Source organism: Citrobacter sp. Cpo221 (assembly GCF_030332345.1).
In the GTDB taxonomy this organism is placed as follows: domain Bacteria; phylum Pseudomonadota; class Gammaproteobacteria; order Enterobacterales; family Enterobacteriaceae; genus Citrobacter; species Citrobacter portucalensis.
This window is the reverse complement of the sequence record NZ_JAOWIA010000029.1, coordinates 552,044-567,583: the sequence shown is the minus strand read 5'-3', so window position 1 is coordinate 567,583 and position 15,540 is coordinate 552,044. Positions and strand designations below refer to the sequence as shown.

Genomic DNA, 15,540 nt, shown 5'->3' with positions numbered 1-15,540 from the left:
GAGAGGCTGAGCGTTAGAAAAACTGATTACACGCGAATTTTTGCTATGCGCCAGATATGGTCGGCATATTCCTGAACCGTTCTGTCCGACGAGAAATACCCCATGTTAGCAATATTGTGCATGGTTTTTGTCGTCCACTCCCGGGGAGTACGATACAACTCGTCCACCGAATCCTGGCAATCTACATAGCTGCGATAATCGGCCAACACCTGATAGTAGTCGCCGAAGTTAATCAATGAATCCAACACCTCTCTATAACGCCCTGGCTCCTGCGGACTGAACACCCCCGTACCGATTTGCGTCAGCACCTGATGAAGTTCCTCATCCTTTTCAAAGATGTGCCTCGGGTCATAGCCATCACGTCGCAGAGTTTCAACCTGATTCGCCGTATTGCCAAAGATAAAGATGTTATCTTCCCCAACGTATTCGCGCATTTCGATATTCGCACCGTCAAGCGTACCGATAGTCAGCGCACCATTCATACCGAATTTCATATTACTGGTCCCGGAGGCTTCCGTCCCGGCCAGGGAAATTTGCTCTGACAGATCGGCTGCCGGAATAATTAGCTGAGCAAGACTGACGCTGTAATCCGGAATAAATACTACTTTCAGTTTGCCGCCAATCTGCGGATCGTTATTGACTAACTGCGCCACATCGTTAATCAAGCGAATAATTTGTTTTGCCATGTGATAAGAGGAGGCTGCTTTTCCGGCAAAGATATTCACTCGCGGTACCCAGTTGGCATCCGGCGCGGCTTTGATCCGGTTATAACGTGTAATAACGTGGAGCACATTCATGAGTTGCCGCTTGTACTCGTGGATGCGTTTCACCTGCACATCAAACAGCGCATCAGGATTCACCACCACGCCGTAGTGAGTGGCAATATGGTGCGCCAGCCGCTGCTTATTTTCACGTTTCGCACGATGCACAGCCTCATTCACCGACGGATAATCTATAAACTGCTTCAGCTCGCCCAACTGCATTAATTTAGTCCGCCAGCTGTCACCGATATTTTCGTCCAGCACTTTGGCAAGCGGTGGATTCGCCAGCGCCAGCCAACGACGCGCAGTCACACCATTGGTTACGTTGGTGAAACGCAGGGGAAAAATATTCGCAAAATCTGCAAACAGTGATTCGGTCATCAGTTTTGAATGCAATGCCGACACGCCGTTAACCTTATGACTGACAACTACTGCCAGCCAGGCCATACGAACGACGCGACCATTGGATTCATCAATTAACGACACACGTTTCAGTAGATCGCTGTCATTACGATAACGTTCCTGTAAGGTCTTCAGAAAACGATCGTTAATCTCAAAAATAATCTGCAAATGGCGCGGCAAAATTCGACTTAGCATTTCTACTGGCCAGGTCTCCAGCGCCTCACTCATCAACGTATGGTTGGTATAAGAAAAAATCTGACAGGTCACGTCAAACGCGTTATCCCAACTAAACTGATGATGATCAATCAATAAACGCATCAACTCAGGGATCGCCAGTACCGGATGCGTATCATTAAGGTGAATCGCAATTTTATCGGCCAGATTGTCGTATGTTTTGTGCAACTGATAATGACGATTCAGAATATCCTGAATCGTCGCCGAGGCCAGGAAATAGGCCTGGCGTAAACGCAATTCACGCCCCGCATCGGTGGAATCATCCGGGTACAAAACCCGCGAGATACGATCGAAGTGGTATTTGTTTTCCACTACAGTAGCAAAGTCGGCCTGCTGATTCAGTTTGCCCGCATTAACTTCGCTATTCACCTGCACGTTCCACAAGCGTAACGTATTAGTCGTGTCCGTCGCATAACCTGGAATAATTTGATCATGCGCCACGGCCAGAATATCCTCAGTTTCAAGCCAGCGGGTTTTATTCCCCTCCTGTTGAACACGCCCGCCAAAACGTACTTTATAATGCGTATTATGACGTTTGAACTCCCAGGGATTACCGTATTCCAGCCAATAATCCAGCGACTCTTTTTGTACACCGTTAACGATATTTTGTTTGAACATACCGTAGTTATAACGAATACCGTATCCACATCCCGGCAACCCAAGCGTCGCCAGTGAATCAAGGAAGCAGGCCGCCAGACGACCGAGACCACCATTACCTAACCCGGGATCGTTTTCTTCATCAATCAGTTCTTCCAGTTCAAGCCCCATTGCCTCCAGCGCGCTTCTGACTTCGTCATAAATACCTAAAGAGAGCAATGCATTGGATAGCGTACGACCAATTAAAAATTCCATCGACAGATAATATACCTGGCGCGCATCCTGAGAGAATTGCGCCCGATTAGAACGGTGCCAGCACTCGACCATCCGATCGCGTACCGCATATAACGTCGCATTAAGCCACTCCCGTTTCGTGGCGATTGCGGGATCTTTGCCAATAGTGAATAAAAGTTTATTAGCAATATCATCTCTAAGTTTATCAACATCAGAGTCCGTGGCGACCGGAAGTGGCGAAATATACATATTAACGTTACCTTTCAAATTTTGTAGGATGGTAATAGACAGGTGAATTATTTAAAGTTTGGGTACGTGAGCGTTAGCTTTTTGTCGAATATTTTCATGACTGGCGATGAACGTTAATTCTGTCATTAATACACGCCAACTTAAGCCTGTGGCAAGTGAGATATAATATAAACTCACACCATTAGCATAAAGAGTTTTAGCCATTTCAAGTTTCGACTTCAAAACAATATCTTTCAAATTAAACCTCATTAGTAACGCTCGACGAGATAAAATTTACGATAATGAGTGTCTATAGCCAAGAAGCGGCACTTAAAGCCGGAATTAGACTCACTAAACACCTTTCACTGACCGATCTACTCTTTATAGGTATCGCTCTTTATTCTCTCCGTCTTATGCTGATCAGATATAGATGTACCGTGAAGGCATCTGTATAATCCCCCGATTACGAGCAATGTACAGTATAAGAAAATGGCAAAAATTGGTTTTATATCACTAGGTTGTCCGAAAAACCTCGTCGATTCTGAGCGCATCCTGACCGAACTTCGTACCGAAGGCTATGATGTTGTGCCAAGCTACGACGACGCGGATATGGTTATCGTTAATACCTGCGGCTTTATCGACAGTGCGGTTCAGGAGTCCCTGGAAGCAATTGGCGAAGCGCTGAACGAGAACGGTAAGGTGATCGTCACCGGCTGTCTGGGCGCGAAAGTTGATCAGATCCGTGAAGTCCACCCGAAGGTGCTGGAAATCACCGGGCCGCATAGCTATGAACAGGTTCTGGAGCACGTTCACCACTATGTGCCAAAACCAAAACACAACCCGTTCCAGAGTCTGGTTCCTGAGCAGGGCGTCAAGCTGACTCCTCGCCATTATGCCTATCTGAAGATTTCTGAAGGCTGTAACCACCGCTGCACGTTCTGCATTATTCCATCCATGCGCGGCGATCTGGTGAGCCGTCCGATTGGCGACGTCCTCAGCGAAGCCAAGCGTCTGGTCGATGCGGGCGTGAAAGAGATTCTGGTAATCTCCCAGGATACCTCTGCTTACGGTGTAGATGTGAAGCATCGTACCGGTTTCCATAACGGCGAGCCGGTCAAAACCAGCATGGTGGATCTGTGCGAACAGTTATCAAAACTGGGGATCTGGACGCGCCTCCATTACGTCTACCCTTACCCGCACGTTGATGATGTTATCCCGCTGATGGCGGAAGGCAAAATCCTGCCGTATCTGGACATCCCGTTACAGCATGCCAGCCCTCGTATTCTTAAACTGATGAAACGCCCGGGCTCCGTGGACAGACAGCTGGCGCGCATCAAGCAGTGGCGTGAAATCTGCCCTGAACTGACGCTGCGCTCCACCTTCATTGTTGGTTTCCCGGGTGAAACGGAAGAAGACTTCCAGATGTTGCTCGACTTCCTGAAGGAAGCGCGTCTGGATCGCGTGGGCTGCTTTAAATACAGCCCGGTAGAAGGCGCTGGCGCTAATGACCTGCCGGATCAAATCCCGGAAGAGGTGAAAGAAGAACGCTGGAACCGCTTTATGCAATTGCAGCAGCAGATCTCTGCTGAACGTTTGCAGGAGAAAGTGGGCCGCGAGATTCTGGTTATCGTTGATGAAGTTGACGAAGAAGGCGCAATTGGTCGTAGCATGGCTGATGCTCCAGAAATCGACGGCGCGGTATACCTGAATGGTGAAACCAAGGTGAAACCTGGCGATATCATCCGCGTGAAGGTCGAAAACGCAGATGAATACGATCTGTGGGGCACCCGCGTTTAATTAGCGTAACCCAACGTAGGCCGGATAAGGCATTTATGCCGCATCCGGCAATGCCTGATGGCGACGCTGAAGCGTCTTATCAGGCCTACGGTTTACCCTTTAATTTTCGGGTCCAGCGCGTCGCGCAGACCATCTCCCAGTAAGTTAAACGCCAGCACCGTCAGGAATATCGCTACCGCCGGGAAAATCGCCACGTGCGGCGCGATCACCATATCAGCGCGCGCTTCATTAAGCATTGCCCCCCACTCCGGCGTCGGCGGCTGTGCGCCTAATCCCAGGAATGACAAGCTCGCGGCAGAGATAATCGACGTACCAATTCGCATGGTAAAGAAGACCACGATCGATGAGACCGTTCCAGGCAGAATATGGTTGAAGATGATGGTCGCATCGCTGGCACCAATACTGCGCGCAGACTCAATAAACGTCTGTTGCTTCAGCACCAGCGTATTCCCGCGCACCAGGCGCGCGAAGGCTGGAATGGAGAAAATGGCCACGGCAATGATCACATTAGCAATTCCGCTGCCCAGCACGGCGACCACGGCTATCGCCAGCAATATCCCCGGAAAGGCGAACAGCACATCGCAGATTCGCATGATCAGTCGATCCCACCAGCCTTCGTAGTATCCCGCCAGCAGCCCCAGTACCGTACCAATCGCCGCGCCAATAAACACGGCAAAGACTCCTGCCGCCAGCGAGATTTGCGCGCCAACCAGCACGCGGCTAAAAATATCCCGTCCCAGTGAGTCAACGCCAAACCAATGCAGCATCGACGGCCCATCATTCAAACGGTCATAATCGAAGTAATTCTCGGCATCAAATGGCGTCAGCCAGCGGGCAAAAATCGCCACCATGATCAGGAGCAATACAAACAGCCCAGCGACCATCGCCATGTGCTGTCGACGGAACCGACGCCAGAACTCATGCCACGGTGTGCGTATCTGCTCTGGCTTAACAAGGGGCATCGCATTTAAAATCGCCTGTCGGCGCCAGTTAAAAAATCGCATCCTTACTTGTACCTGATAGCCGGATTAATGGCAGCGTAGAGCACATCCACCACTAAGTTAATAAGAATAAATTCCAGAGAAAACAACAGTACCTCGGCCTGAATCACCGGGTAGTCGCGCATTTCGACGGAGTCCACCAACAGTCGCCCAAGCCCTGGCCAGTTGAACACCTTCTCAACCACGATTGATCCACCAAGCAAAAAGCCAAACTGTAGTCCCATCATGGTGACCACCGGGATCATCGCATTACGCAGACCATGTTTTAACACCACCCAGGTTTCACTCACCCCTTTAGCGCGCGCGGTACGCATATAATCTTCGCTGAGCACATCAACAAACGAGGCGCGAGTAAATCGGGCTAACACCGCAGCCACCGCCGCGCCCAGCGTAATAGACGGGAGGATATAGTGCATCCAGGTGTCAGCGCCAACGGTGGGTAACCAACCGAGCTCAACGGAGAATATCTGCATCAGCAGCATGCCAAGCGCAAACGCCGGGAACGAGATCCCGGTGACCGCCAGCGTCATGCTTAATCTGTCCGGCCAACGATTTCGCCATACGGCAGCAATGATCCCCGCCGTCATACCAAACAATACCGCCCACGCCATACTGGCAATAGTCAGCCATAGTGATGGCATAAAACGACTGGCTATCTCTTCAGAAACCGGGCGACGAGAAACCATCGACGTGCCAAAATCGCCCTGCAACACGTTGGTCATGTAATGCCAGAACTGAACATGCAGCGGCTGGTCCAGACCCAGCTGCTTACGCACCAATTCAATCACCTCGGCGTCAGCTTCCGGTCCGGCAATCAGCCGGGCCGGATCGCCGGGTAGCAGATGAACAAATAAAAATACCAGCACCGCAACAATCAACAGAGTTGGAATCAACCCCAGCAGGCGCTTGAAAACATAGTTAAGCATCACGCTCCCTTCGCCGGCCCCTGGGCTGCGGGGCCGAATGAATAGCTTATTTTAAATCCGCATCATCAAAGCTAAATCCGGTATCCGGCATGATCCAGAATCCGGTCAACCTGGTGCTGTGCGCCGAAATCAGTTTTTCCACTACCAGCGGGATCCACGGCGACTCTTTCCAGATAATATCCTGCGCGTCTTTGTACAGCTTCGCTTTCTGCGCCGGATCGTTAGTTTGCAACGCTGCCGATAAATCACTGTCCACCTGCTTATTGCTGTAGAACGCCGTGTTAAACAGAGTTGGCGGCCAGTTTTGTGATGCAAACAGCGGTGACAGCGCCCAGTCAGCTTCACCCGTAGACGCCGACCAGCCGGTGTAGAACATCCGTACCCCGCTCTCTTTCTGCGCTTTCCCTTCCACTTCCGCGGCGCGCTGACCAGCATCCATCGCTGTAACCTGAGCCTTAATGCCCACCTGCGCCAGCTGCTGCTGGGTAAATTGCAGCACTTTCTGCGCGGTACTGTGGTTATGCGAAGACCATAGCGTAGTGGTAAAACCGTTCGGATAACCTGCTTCTTTCAGCAGTTCGCGCGCTTTCGCCGGGTCGTAGGGCCACGGCGTATAGCTTTGCGCATAGGCTATCGACGGGGGGAGAACGCCGGTTGCCGGCGTCGCGTAACCAGCAAAAGCCACTTTCACCAGCGCCTGGCGGTTGATGGCATAGTTCAGCGCTTCACGCACTTTTGGGTTGTCGAACGGTTTTTGCGTGACGTTCATGCTGATATAACGCTGCATAATAGACGGACTGGCCACCAGTTCCAGGTTTTTGTTCTTCGCCAGTAACGCCGCCTGCTCGTAAGGGATTGGGAAGGCAAACTGCGCTTCCCCAGTTTGTAGCATGGCTGCACGCGTGTTGTTGTCGGTCACCGGACGCCAGGTAATCGTATCCAGCTTTGGCAGCCCTTGCTGCCAGTAGCCCGCGAACTTCTTAACCTTCACAAAATCCGTCTGATTCCAGGTATCAAGCTGGTACGGCCCGGTCCCCACAGGATGGAAACCGATCTCCTTACCGTATTTCTCCAGCGCGGCGGGAGAAATCATCACCGTTGCCGGGTGCGCCAGAATATTGATAAAGGCAGAGAACGGCTGTTTCAGCGTAATCTTCACCGTCGACGGATCGACGACTTCGGTTTTATCGATATTCTTATACAGGTTGTAACGTTTCAGATGGTTTTCCGGGTTACTGGCCCGATCGAGGTTAGCTTTAACCGCATCGGCGTTGAAGTCGGTGCCATCCTGAAACTTCACCCCCTGACGCAGCTTAAGGGTATAGGTCAGCCCATCATCAGAAACCGTATAACTCTCCGCGAGCACATTTTTCAGTTTCATCTCTTTATCAAGGCCAAACAACCCCTGATAAAACGACTTCGCTACCGCCTGCGACAACGTGTCATTCGCGTCATAGGGGTCGAGCGTCGTGAAATTGGATCCCACCGCCACCACCACATCTTTGGCGGCCCAGCCAGGCGATGCGGCCAGTGCAGAGACCACTCCCACAGCAACCAGCCATTTTCGAGCAACAATTTTTGTCATGTTATTCTCCTTAAACCCTGCCTGCCTGTTATAAACGCGAAAGCGCATTTTCTGGTTGCCCACGCGCAACATAATGCCCCGGACCAACTAACTGGAGCGAAACGGGGGAAATCTCTTCGCCACGTTTGCGAATATTGCTGGGGATATCGTCCGACAACAGCACGCGCTGGGGACGGTGATGGGATGGATCGGCGACCGGAACTGCCGCCATCAGCTTGCGAGTGTACGGATGTTGCGGATTTTCAAACACCGCCCGCCGGGTGCCTATCTCAACGATCTGCCCCAGATACATCACCGCCACACGGTGACTGATCCGTTCCACTACCGCCATATCGTGGGAAATAAACAGATATGCGATACCCAATTCTCGCTGCAGGTCGAGCATCAGGTTGATGATTTGCCCACGAATTGAAACATCCAGCGCCGAGACAGATTCATCGGCAATAATCACTTTGGGATTGAGCGCCAATGCCCGTGCAATACAGATACGCTGACGCTGACCGCCGGAAAACTCATGCGGATAGCGCCAGGCATGCTCAGGTAGCAAGCCTACACGTTCCAACAACCATGCAACCCGTTTTGACCCCGCATCGCCCTGCAATAATCCATGTACCCGTAGCGGCTCCAGAATGGAATATCCCACAGTCTGGCGCGGATCGAGCGAGGCATACGGATCCTGGAAGATAAACTGAATATCCCGACGCAGCGGCTGCAACTTGCTGGCAGCAAGGGTATCAATACGCTGTCCGTTGAAAATGATTTCCCCACGCTGAGACTCAACCAGGCGCAGCAGCGCCCGCCCGGTGGTGGATTTCCCGCAGCCCGACTCCCCCACCAGTGAGAGCGTTTCTCCCGGCCACAGGTCAAAGCTGACGTTTTCCACTGCATGCACCTCGCGAGTCACGCGATTTAGAATGCCGCTGCGTAGAGGAAAACGCGTCACCAAATTACGTACCCGCAGAATAGGCTCGCCTTCAACCACGGTGTCCTGCTCGGTCTGCGGTTCTACATGACTGGGATCGTGCAATGAAATGAGCGGGAAACGGCGCGGAAGCTCATGCCCGTTCATCGCCCCAAGCTGCGGCACGGCTGCCAACAGCGCTTTGGTATAGGGATGCTGGGGAGCGTGAAAAATTTGTTCAACGCTGCCGGTTTCTACCGCCTCGCCCTGATACATCACCAGCACGCGGTCAGCAATATCCGCCACAACGCCCATATCGTGGGTAATGAAGATCACTCCCATCGACATATCCTGCTGCAACACTTTTATCAGTTGCAGGATCTGCGCCTGAATGGTGACATCCAGCGCGGTCGTCGGCTCATCGGCAATTAAAACCGCAGGGCGACACGACAGTGCCATGGCGATCATCACCCGCTGGCGCATACCGCCGGAAAGCTGGTGTGGATATCGCGATAAAATCGCCTTCGCCTCGGGGATACGCACCTGATCGAGCATTCGCTTCGCTTCTACCATCGCCTCTTCATGGCTGGCGCCCTGGTGCAAGCGTATAGACTCTGCAATCTGCTCGCCCACGGTAAACACCGGATTGAGCGATGTCATAGGCTCCTGGAAGATCATCGCGATATCCGCACCGCGCACGTGACGCATTTGTGATGCGCTCTGTTCACCCAGCTCAATAACCTGTCGGTTACGGCGTCGTAGCAGCATTTCATCGCAGCTGACTTCGCCGCCTGCCTGTTCAATCAGACGCATCAGCGACAAGGCTGTTACCGATTTTCCTGAACCGGATTCGCCCACGATCGCCAGCGTTTCGCCACGCTTCAGGCGAAATGACAGATTGCGCACCGCACTGACGCGCTGCTGCTCCTGTTCAAAGGCAATATTCAGATTGTTGACTGCCAGCACGTCGCTGGCATCAAGCTCATCACTGTGTGGCAACGCTATCTCCTTTTTCCCGATAAATACCGGTGGTTGGCGTATCGCCTGCGTATCCCCAGGCGCGGTACATGCCTTCGCTATTAAACGGCAAGGCGACATTGCCCTCATGATCGATAGCAATTAAACCGCCGCTGCCACCGAGCGCCGGTAATTTTTCCATTACTACGCGTTCACACGCCTCCGATAAACTCAGACCGCCATAGTCCATCAACGCCGCAATGTCATAGGCCGCCAGCGCACGAATAAAGACTTCCCCGGTTCCGGTGCAGGAGACTGCCACACTTGCGTTATTGGCATAACAGCCTGCGCCGACCAACGGACTGTCACCCACCCGCCCCGGTAATTTGTTGGTCATTCCACCGGTCGATGTTGCGGCCGCCAGATTGCCAAACATATCTAACGCGACCGCCCCCACGGTACCCATTTTGTTGTTTTCATCCAGCGGGCTCGCGCTATGGTCCAGCACCGTTTCACCCGCTGTTCGCGCCGCCAGCAGTTGAGCATAGCGTTCTGGCGTAGAGAAAATATCCGCTGATACGCGTTCCATACCCTGCGCAATGGCAAAGTTCTCAGCCCCTTCACCTATCATCATGACGTGTGGGCTATGTTCCATTACCAGGCGCGCCGCGAGAATCGGATTGCGTAAATGGCTGACTCCGGCAACGGCTCCCGCATTAAGCGTGTTACCGTCCATCACGCAGGCATCCAGTTCATGGGTTTCATCACGGGTATATACCGCGCCAATTCCGGCATTAAACAACGGACACTCTTCCAGTAAGCGCACGGCTTCGGTCACCACATCCAGTGCGCTACGACCGTCCTCTAGCATCCGCTGGCCGGTTTCAACGATATCCGACAGCGCCTGAATATAACGCAACTCTTGCTCCTGACTCAGCTGCGAACGGGTGATAGCCCCTGCGCCGCCGTGAATTGCAATGACTGCTTTACCCATTTTTTTCGTCCATTAGGTGGCAGGTACCGGGGTTATAAATATCAGAATTTCTGTGACTTATTGATTCGATTTTTGAATATAGAAAGATGCAGACGTCATGTAAAGGTAAAGGCCCGTACCTCACGCCCCATCCCATCAGGTTATTTAAATGAGTTAAACAGAAAGTGTATCTTCCAACATCGTTGAATATATTATTCAAGCCGATCGGCAATCTGTTTTTTTGCATAAAACACAAAGCGTTCAACAGACGGCATAGACGCAGTCCAGTTCTTTTTGGTTAACCCCAGGTATTCCGCACGTGCAGCTTGCAGCGTATCCGCATACTCATCGGGTAATTGCGGTATAAGCCAGGAGGCGGCTTCATCTTTAGCGACAATATTGCCCGTAACTACGCTGTACCAAATACGCGCCAGAGTAAGGATGATATTTCGCTCGTCACCTTCTAAATCGCCCGGTTTCTGCCACATATCAAGGATATGCCGTAATATTTGCACGACATCGCTAAAAGGGATGACGTTGAATAACGTCTCAGCGGGTTCACCGAACAACGCTACGCTGGCGCGCCGGGCCTGGGTCAGCAGGATGGAAAGATCAGGATCCACCTGCGCCGGTTCATACACGCCAGCGCAGATATCATCACGCAACCATTCGCCAAACTGCATCTCTCTCGCCGGAGGGAATCGCCACGGCACAAGTTGTGAATAGACCACGATGGTCACTTCCAGCGCCCGATAGTTATCAACGCTGCCAGGCGGTGCTGATATTTCCAGAAAACCCTGCATCAGATCTTTTCTTTGCCGGGTATTCAGTGGCTGCCTAATGGTAACCAGTAAATCGATATCGCTTTGGGGCTTTAAGCCACCTTCAACAGCAGAGCCATACAAATGAACAGCAACCAGGTCGCCCTCGATAATCCGCGCAATCAGTGCACTGGCGGCATTCACCTGTTGTCGAATTGAATTCGGGATAATCGCAGCCATTTAGCCTCCTGGAAAAAAGCAGAAATAATGAGTCTATACTGCATTTTTCCTGTAGCGCTATTCTCTGGCAGAAAACCTGTCTCAGATCGGATCCTAAGCCTGAGGTAGCATACTGTCCGCGTCCATTTTCTGACATAATGAGCAGATTCGATTTTGCCCCGCAGGAGTCTTCTCATGGAATTTACCGCCGGACTGATGCCGCTTGAAACGGCTCTCTCTCAGATGCTTTCGCGTATTACCCCACTCACCGCCGTCGAAACGCTGCCGCTGGTTCAATGCTTTGGCCGCATTCTGGCCACCGACGTCATCTCCCCGATTGATGTGCCGGGATTCGATAACTCGGCAATGGATGGCTATGCGGTGCGATTAGCCGATTTACAATCAGACCAGCCTCTTGCGGTGGCTGGCAAAGCCTTTGCTGGTCAACCATTCCACGGCGAGTGGCCTGCGGGAACCTGCATCCGCATTATGACCGGTGCCCCGGTGCCTGCCGGTTGTGAAGCGGTGGTGATGCAGGAGCAAACGGAACAAACTGACGACGGTGTGCGTTTTACCGCCGAGGTCCGCAGCGGACAAAATATTCGTCTGCGCGGTGAAGATATCGCAAACGGCGCGGTGGTATTCCCCACCGGAACTCGTCTGACAACCGCCGAGCTTCCGGTTCTGGCCTCACTCGGCATTGCCGAAGTACCGGTCGTTCGCAAAGTTCGCGTGGCGTTGTTCTCCACCGGTGATGAGCTGCAACTGCCGGGTCAACCGCTGGGCGACGGGCAGATTTATGACACAAACCGTCTGACCGTTCACCTGATGCTGCAGCAGTTGGGCTGCGAAGTGATCAACTTAGGAATTATTCGCGACGATCCCAACGCGCTGCGAGCCGCATTTATCGAAGCCGACAGCCAGGCCGACGTCGTCATCAGCTCTGGCGGCGTTTCGGTAGGCGAAGCGGATTACACCAAAACCATTCTGGAAGAGCTGGGAGAAATTGCCTTCTGGAAGCTTGCCATCAAACCGGGTAAACCGTTCGCGTTTGGTAAACTGAGCAACAGCTGGTTTTGCGGCCTGCCGGGTAACCCGGTGTCTGCGGCCCTCACCTTTTATCAGCTGGTGCAACCGCTGCTGGCGAAACTCAGCGGAAACACCGCCTGTGGGTTACCTCCGCGCCAGCGCGTGCGCACCGCCTCACGCCTGAAGAAAACGCCAGGGCGTCTGGATTTTCAACGTGGTGTATTGCAGCGTACTGCGGAAGGCGAACTGGAAGTCACCACCACCGGACACCAGGGCTCGCATATTTTTAGCTCCTTTAGCCAGGGCAACTGCTTTATCGTGCTGGAGCGCGATCGCGGTAACGTTGAGGCCGGAGAATGGGTTGAGGTCGAGCCGTTTAACGCACTGTTTGGAGGCCTGTAATGGCAGAACTCAGCGACCAGGAGATGATGCGCTATAACCGGCAAATCATTCTGCGCGGCTTCGATTTCGAAGGTCAGGAAGCGCTCAAAGATGCGCGGGTACTGGTCGTTGGTCTGGGGGGGCTGGGATGCGCAGCAACCCAGTACCTTGCGGGCGCTGGCGTCGGGCATTTAACCCTGCTCGACTTTGACACGGTCTCAGTGTCAAACCTCCAACGCCAGACGCTGCACAGCGATGCGACCGTTGGACAGCCCAAAGTGCTCTCCGCCCGCGACGCACTGGCGCGGATTAACCCTTACATCGCCATTACGCCAGTGAATGCGCTGCTGGAAGAAAACCAGATTCACGCGCTGATCGCCGAGCACGATTTGGTGCTGGACTGTACGGATAACGTCAGCATCCGCAATCAGCTGAATGCCGGATGCTTCGCCGCCAGGGTTCCGTTGGTTTCTGGGGCGGCAATTCGCATGGAAGGACAAATTACCGTCTTTACGTATCAGGAAGGAGAGCCATGCTACCGTTGCCTGAGTCGTCTGTTCGGTGAAAACGCCCTGACCTGCGTCGAGGCAGGAGTGATGGCCCCGCTGATCGGCGTGATTGGCTCGTTACAGGCGATGGAGGCCATTAAGTTGCTGGCAAACTATGGTAAACCGGCGTCTGGAAAAATCGTCATGTACGACGCCATGACCTGCCAGTTTCGCGAAATGAAGCTAATGCGCAACCCGGGGTGTGAGGTTTGCGGGCAGTAAAAAAGTCGGGTGGCGGCTTCGCCTTACCCGACCTACAACGGCTCCAACGTAGGCCGGGTAAGCGTTAGCGCCATCCGGTAACAGCATCAGATCGACGTGCGTCCAAATGCGCTCTGCCAGTCATGCTCAAACTTCGCGACGGCAGCATCAACTGCCGGAGAGCTAATCATCTGCTGAGCAACATCCAGCGGTAGCGTGATGGACTCGCAGCCCGCCAGCAGACAATCCAGCGCCTGACGCGGCGTTTTAAAACTGGCTGCCAGTACTTTGGCGTGCGGGGCATGCATTTTCAGTAACGTCTGCAGGTCGGTCACCGTCTGGATGCCATCCCCTCCTTGCGCATCCACGCGGTTAACGTATGGCGCAACGTATTCCGCACCCGCCAGAGCAGCCAATAACCCTTGAGCTGCACCGTATACCGCAGTACCCAACGTCGGGATCCCTTCTTCTTTCAGCAATTTTATAGCCGCCAGACCTTCTGCTGTCACCGGCACTTTGACCACAATATTAGAAATGATTGCCCGCAGCTTACGCGCATCGCTGACCATCCCTTCGGCGGTGGTCGCCATCACCTGAGCAAACAGACGCCCTTGCCCTCCCGTCGCCTCCTGCAGTTGCGGCAGTAGTACTTCCAGCGTCTGGTTCCCTGCCGCCACAATGCTCGGGTTAGTGGTCACCCCTGCCAGCGGGAAAATGCGCGCCAGAGCTTTTACCGCATCAACATCAGACGTATCTAAATAGAGTTCCATAAGCTTTCCTCAAACGAATAATTAGCATGAATAAAAGGTAGCACAGCGAAACCTCACGGTTAGTTGACGCATGTCAATATAACTTTCATTCGAAAGTAATTTAATCTTTATACGAAAGAAAAGAGGTCGCTTATGATTTTCAATATCCAGCGCTATTCCACGCATGATGGTCCCGGGATCCGTACTGTGGTGTTCCTTAAGGGATGCTCCCTGGGCTGTCGGTGGTGCCAGAATCCGGAAAGTCGAGCCCGCACACAGGATCTGCTTTATGACGCGCGTTTGTGCCTCGACGGTTGCGATCTCTGTGCTCAGGCAGCACCTGCGGTGATTGAACGGGCGCTGAACGGATTACTGATTCATCGTGAAAAACTGACCGATGACGTCCTCGCAGCGCTGACCCACTGCTGTCCAACGCAGGCGCTAACCGTCTGTGGAGAGGTAAAAAGCGTGGACGAAATCATGGCGACCGTATTGCGTGATAAACCGTTTTACGACCGCAGTGGAGGGGGCCTCACCCTGTCCGGCGGCGAACCGTTTATGCAGCCAGAGCTGGCGGCAGCGTTACTCAAAGCCAGCCACGACGCAGGCATTCATACCGCAGTGGAAACCTGTCTGCATGTCCCGTGGAAGTATATTGAACCATCATTACCTGACGTCGATCTGTTTCTGGCCGATCTAAAACACGTAGCCGATGCACCGTTTAAACAGTGGACCGATGGCAGCGCCTCTCGTGTGCTGGAAAATCTAAAAAAACTGGCCGCTGCCGGTAAAAAAATGATCATCCGTGTGCCGCTGATTCAGGGATTCAACGCTGACGAAGCCGCTATTCAGGCCATTACCGATTTTGCCGCCGATGAGCTTCACGTCGGTGAGATTCATTTTTTGCCCTACCACACCCTTGGCATCAACAAATACCACTTACTCAGTCAACCCTACAACGCACCGGATAAACCGCTTGATGCGCCAGCACTGCTCGAATTTGCCCAGCAGTACGCCAGCCTTAAAGGTTTAACCGCGACCCTACGAGGATAATCG

At 52.9% G+C, this 15,540-nt stretch carries 12 protein-coding genes; 4 read left to right on the top strand and 8 right to left on the bottom strand.

Features of this window, described 5'->3' with window-relative positions; translation table 11 throughout:
• Positions 1–26: 26 nt before the first annotated feature.
• A complete protein-coding gene (gene glgP, locus OGY72_RS03840) occupies positions 27–2,477 on the bottom strand; it encodes a glycogen phosphorylase (protein WP_286546906.1) in 2,451 nt (816 codons plus the stop codon).
• 468 nt (positions 2,478–2,945) lie between these two features.
• Here glgP and rimO point away from each other — a divergent pair, with 468 nt between their 5' ends.
• On the top strand, positions 2,946–4,253 hold the full coding sequence (gene rimO, locus OGY72_RS03835; protein WP_003831616.1) for a 30S ribosomal protein S12 methylthiotransferase RimO: 1,308 nt from the start codon (positions 2,946–2,948) through the stop codon (positions 4,251–4,253).
• A 92-nt stretch (positions 4,254–4,345) separates the two neighbouring features.
• Here rimO and gsiD read toward each other — a convergent pair whose 3' ends face one another.
• From gsiD to OGY72_RS03805, 6 genes are all read right to left on the bottom strand, one after another.
• Entirely contained in the window at positions 4,346–5,257 is a 912-nt protein-coding gene (gene gsiD / locus OGY72_RS03830) for a glutathione ABC transporter permease GsiD (protein ID WP_003831612.1), read from the bottom strand.
• 2 nt (positions 5,258–5,259) lie between these two features.
• Entirely contained in the window at positions 5,260–6,180 is a 921-nt protein-coding gene (gene gsiC / locus OGY72_RS03825; RefSeq protein ID WP_048235754.1) for a glutathione ABC transporter permease GsiC, read from the bottom strand.
• 46 nt (positions 6,181–6,226) lie between these two features.
• Positions 6,227–7,765 (bottom strand): glutathione ABC transporter substrate-binding protein GsiB, encoded by a 1,539-nt coding sequence (gene gsiB / locus OGY72_RS03820; RefSeq protein WP_126318710.1) that lies wholly within the window; start codon positions 7,763–7,765, stop codon positions 6,227–6,229.
• A gap of 28 nt (positions 7,766–7,793) precedes the next feature.
• Complete coding sequence (gene gsiA, locus OGY72_RS03815) at positions 7,794–9,665, bottom strand: glutathione ABC transporter ATP-binding protein GsiA (RefSeq protein ID WP_286546902.1); 1,872 nt, start codon at positions 9,663–9,665, stop codon at positions 7,794–7,796.
• Positions 9,652–10,617 carry a beta-aspartyl-peptidase gene (gene iaaA / locus OGY72_RS03810; protein WP_003836974.1) on the bottom strand — a complete coding sequence of 322 codons (966 nt, stop codon included), beginning with the start codon at positions 10,615–10,617 and terminating at the stop codon, positions 9,652–9,654. Before iaaA ends, gsiA begins: the two co-directional genes overlap by 14 nt.
• Positions 10,618–10,808: 191 nt before the next feature.
• Positions 10,809–11,597, bottom strand: coding sequence for an aminoglycoside adenylyltransferase family protein (locus OGY72_RS03805; protein WP_286546898.1), 789 nt, complete (start codon positions 11,595–11,597; stop codon positions 10,809–10,811).
• A gap of 174 nt (positions 11,598–11,771) precedes the next feature.
• On the opposite strand from OGY72_RS03805, the gene moeA reads away from it, so the two are divergent.
• On the top strand, positions 11,772–13,007 hold the full coding sequence (gene moeA, locus OGY72_RS03800) for a molybdopterin molybdotransferase MoeA (protein ID WP_008784221.1): 1,236 nt from the start codon (positions 11,772–11,774) through the stop codon (positions 13,005–13,007).
• Positions 13,007–13,756: a molybdopterin-synthase adenylyltransferase MoeB gene (moeB, locus tag OGY72_RS03795; protein WP_003831603.1), complete on the top strand. Its 750-nt coding sequence runs from the start codon at positions 13,007–13,009 to the stop codon at positions 13,754–13,756. Before moeA ends, moeB begins: the two co-directional genes overlap by 1 nt.
• Before the next feature lie 86 nt (positions 13,757–13,842).
• Here moeB and fsa read toward each other — a convergent pair whose 3' ends face one another.
• A complete protein-coding gene (fsa, locus tag OGY72_RS03790) occupies positions 13,843–14,505 on the bottom strand; it encodes a fructose-6-phosphate aldolase (RefSeq protein ID WP_063940650.1) in 663 nt (220 codons plus the stop codon).
• Positions 14,506–14,637: 132 nt separating this feature from the next.
• Here fsa and OGY72_RS03785 point away from each other — a divergent pair, with 132 nt between their 5' ends.
• Positions 14,638–15,537, top strand: coding sequence for a glycyl-radical enzyme activating protein (locus OGY72_RS03785; protein ID WP_181509028.1), 900 nt, complete (start codon positions 14,638–14,640; stop codon positions 15,535–15,537).
• Positions 15,538–15,540 lie beyond the last annotated feature (3 nt).

Bases quoted from the DNA above. Each gene is read 5' to 3' on its own strand.
- OGY72_RS03805 (WP_286546898.1), bottom strand. From the start codon at position 11,597: ATGGCTGCGATTATCCCGAATTCAATTCGACAACAGGTGAATGCCGCC.
- moeA (WP_008784221.1), top strand. From the start codon at position 11,772: ATGGAATTTACCGCCGGACTGATGCCGCTTGAAACGGCTCTCTCTCAG.
- gsiD (WP_003831612.1), bottom strand. From the start codon at position 5,257: ATGCGATTTTTTAACTGGCGCCGACAGGCGATTTTAAATGCGATGCCC.
- iaaA (WP_003836974.1), bottom strand. From the start codon at position 10,617: ATGGGTAAAGCAGTCATTGCAATTCACGGCGGCGCAGGGGCTATCACC.
- OGY72_RS03785 (WP_181509028.1), top strand. From the start codon at position 14,638: ATGATTTTCAATATCCAGCGCTATTCCACGCATGATGGTCCCGGGATC.
- gsiB (WP_126318710.1), bottom strand. From the start codon at position 7,765: ATGACAAAAATTGTTGCTCGAAAATGGCTGGTTGCTGTGGGAGTGGTC.
- glgP (WP_286546906.1), bottom strand. From the start codon at position 2,477: ATGTATATTTCGCCACTTCCGGTCGCCACGGACTCTGATGTTGATAAA.
- fsa (WP_063940650.1), bottom strand. From the start codon at position 14,505: ATGGAACTCTATTTAGATACGTCTGATGTTGATGCGGTAAAAGCTCTG.
- rimO (WP_003831616.1), top strand. From the start codon at position 2,946: ATGGCAAAAATTGGTTTTATATCACTAGGTTGTCCGAAAAACCTCGTC.
- moeB (WP_003831603.1), top strand. From the start codon at position 13,007: ATGGCAGAACTCAGCGACCAGGAGATGATGCGCTATAACCGGCAAATC.
- gsiC (WP_048235754.1), bottom strand. From the start codon at position 6,180: ATGCTTAACTATGTTTTCAAGCGCCTGCTGGGGTTGATTCCAACTCTG.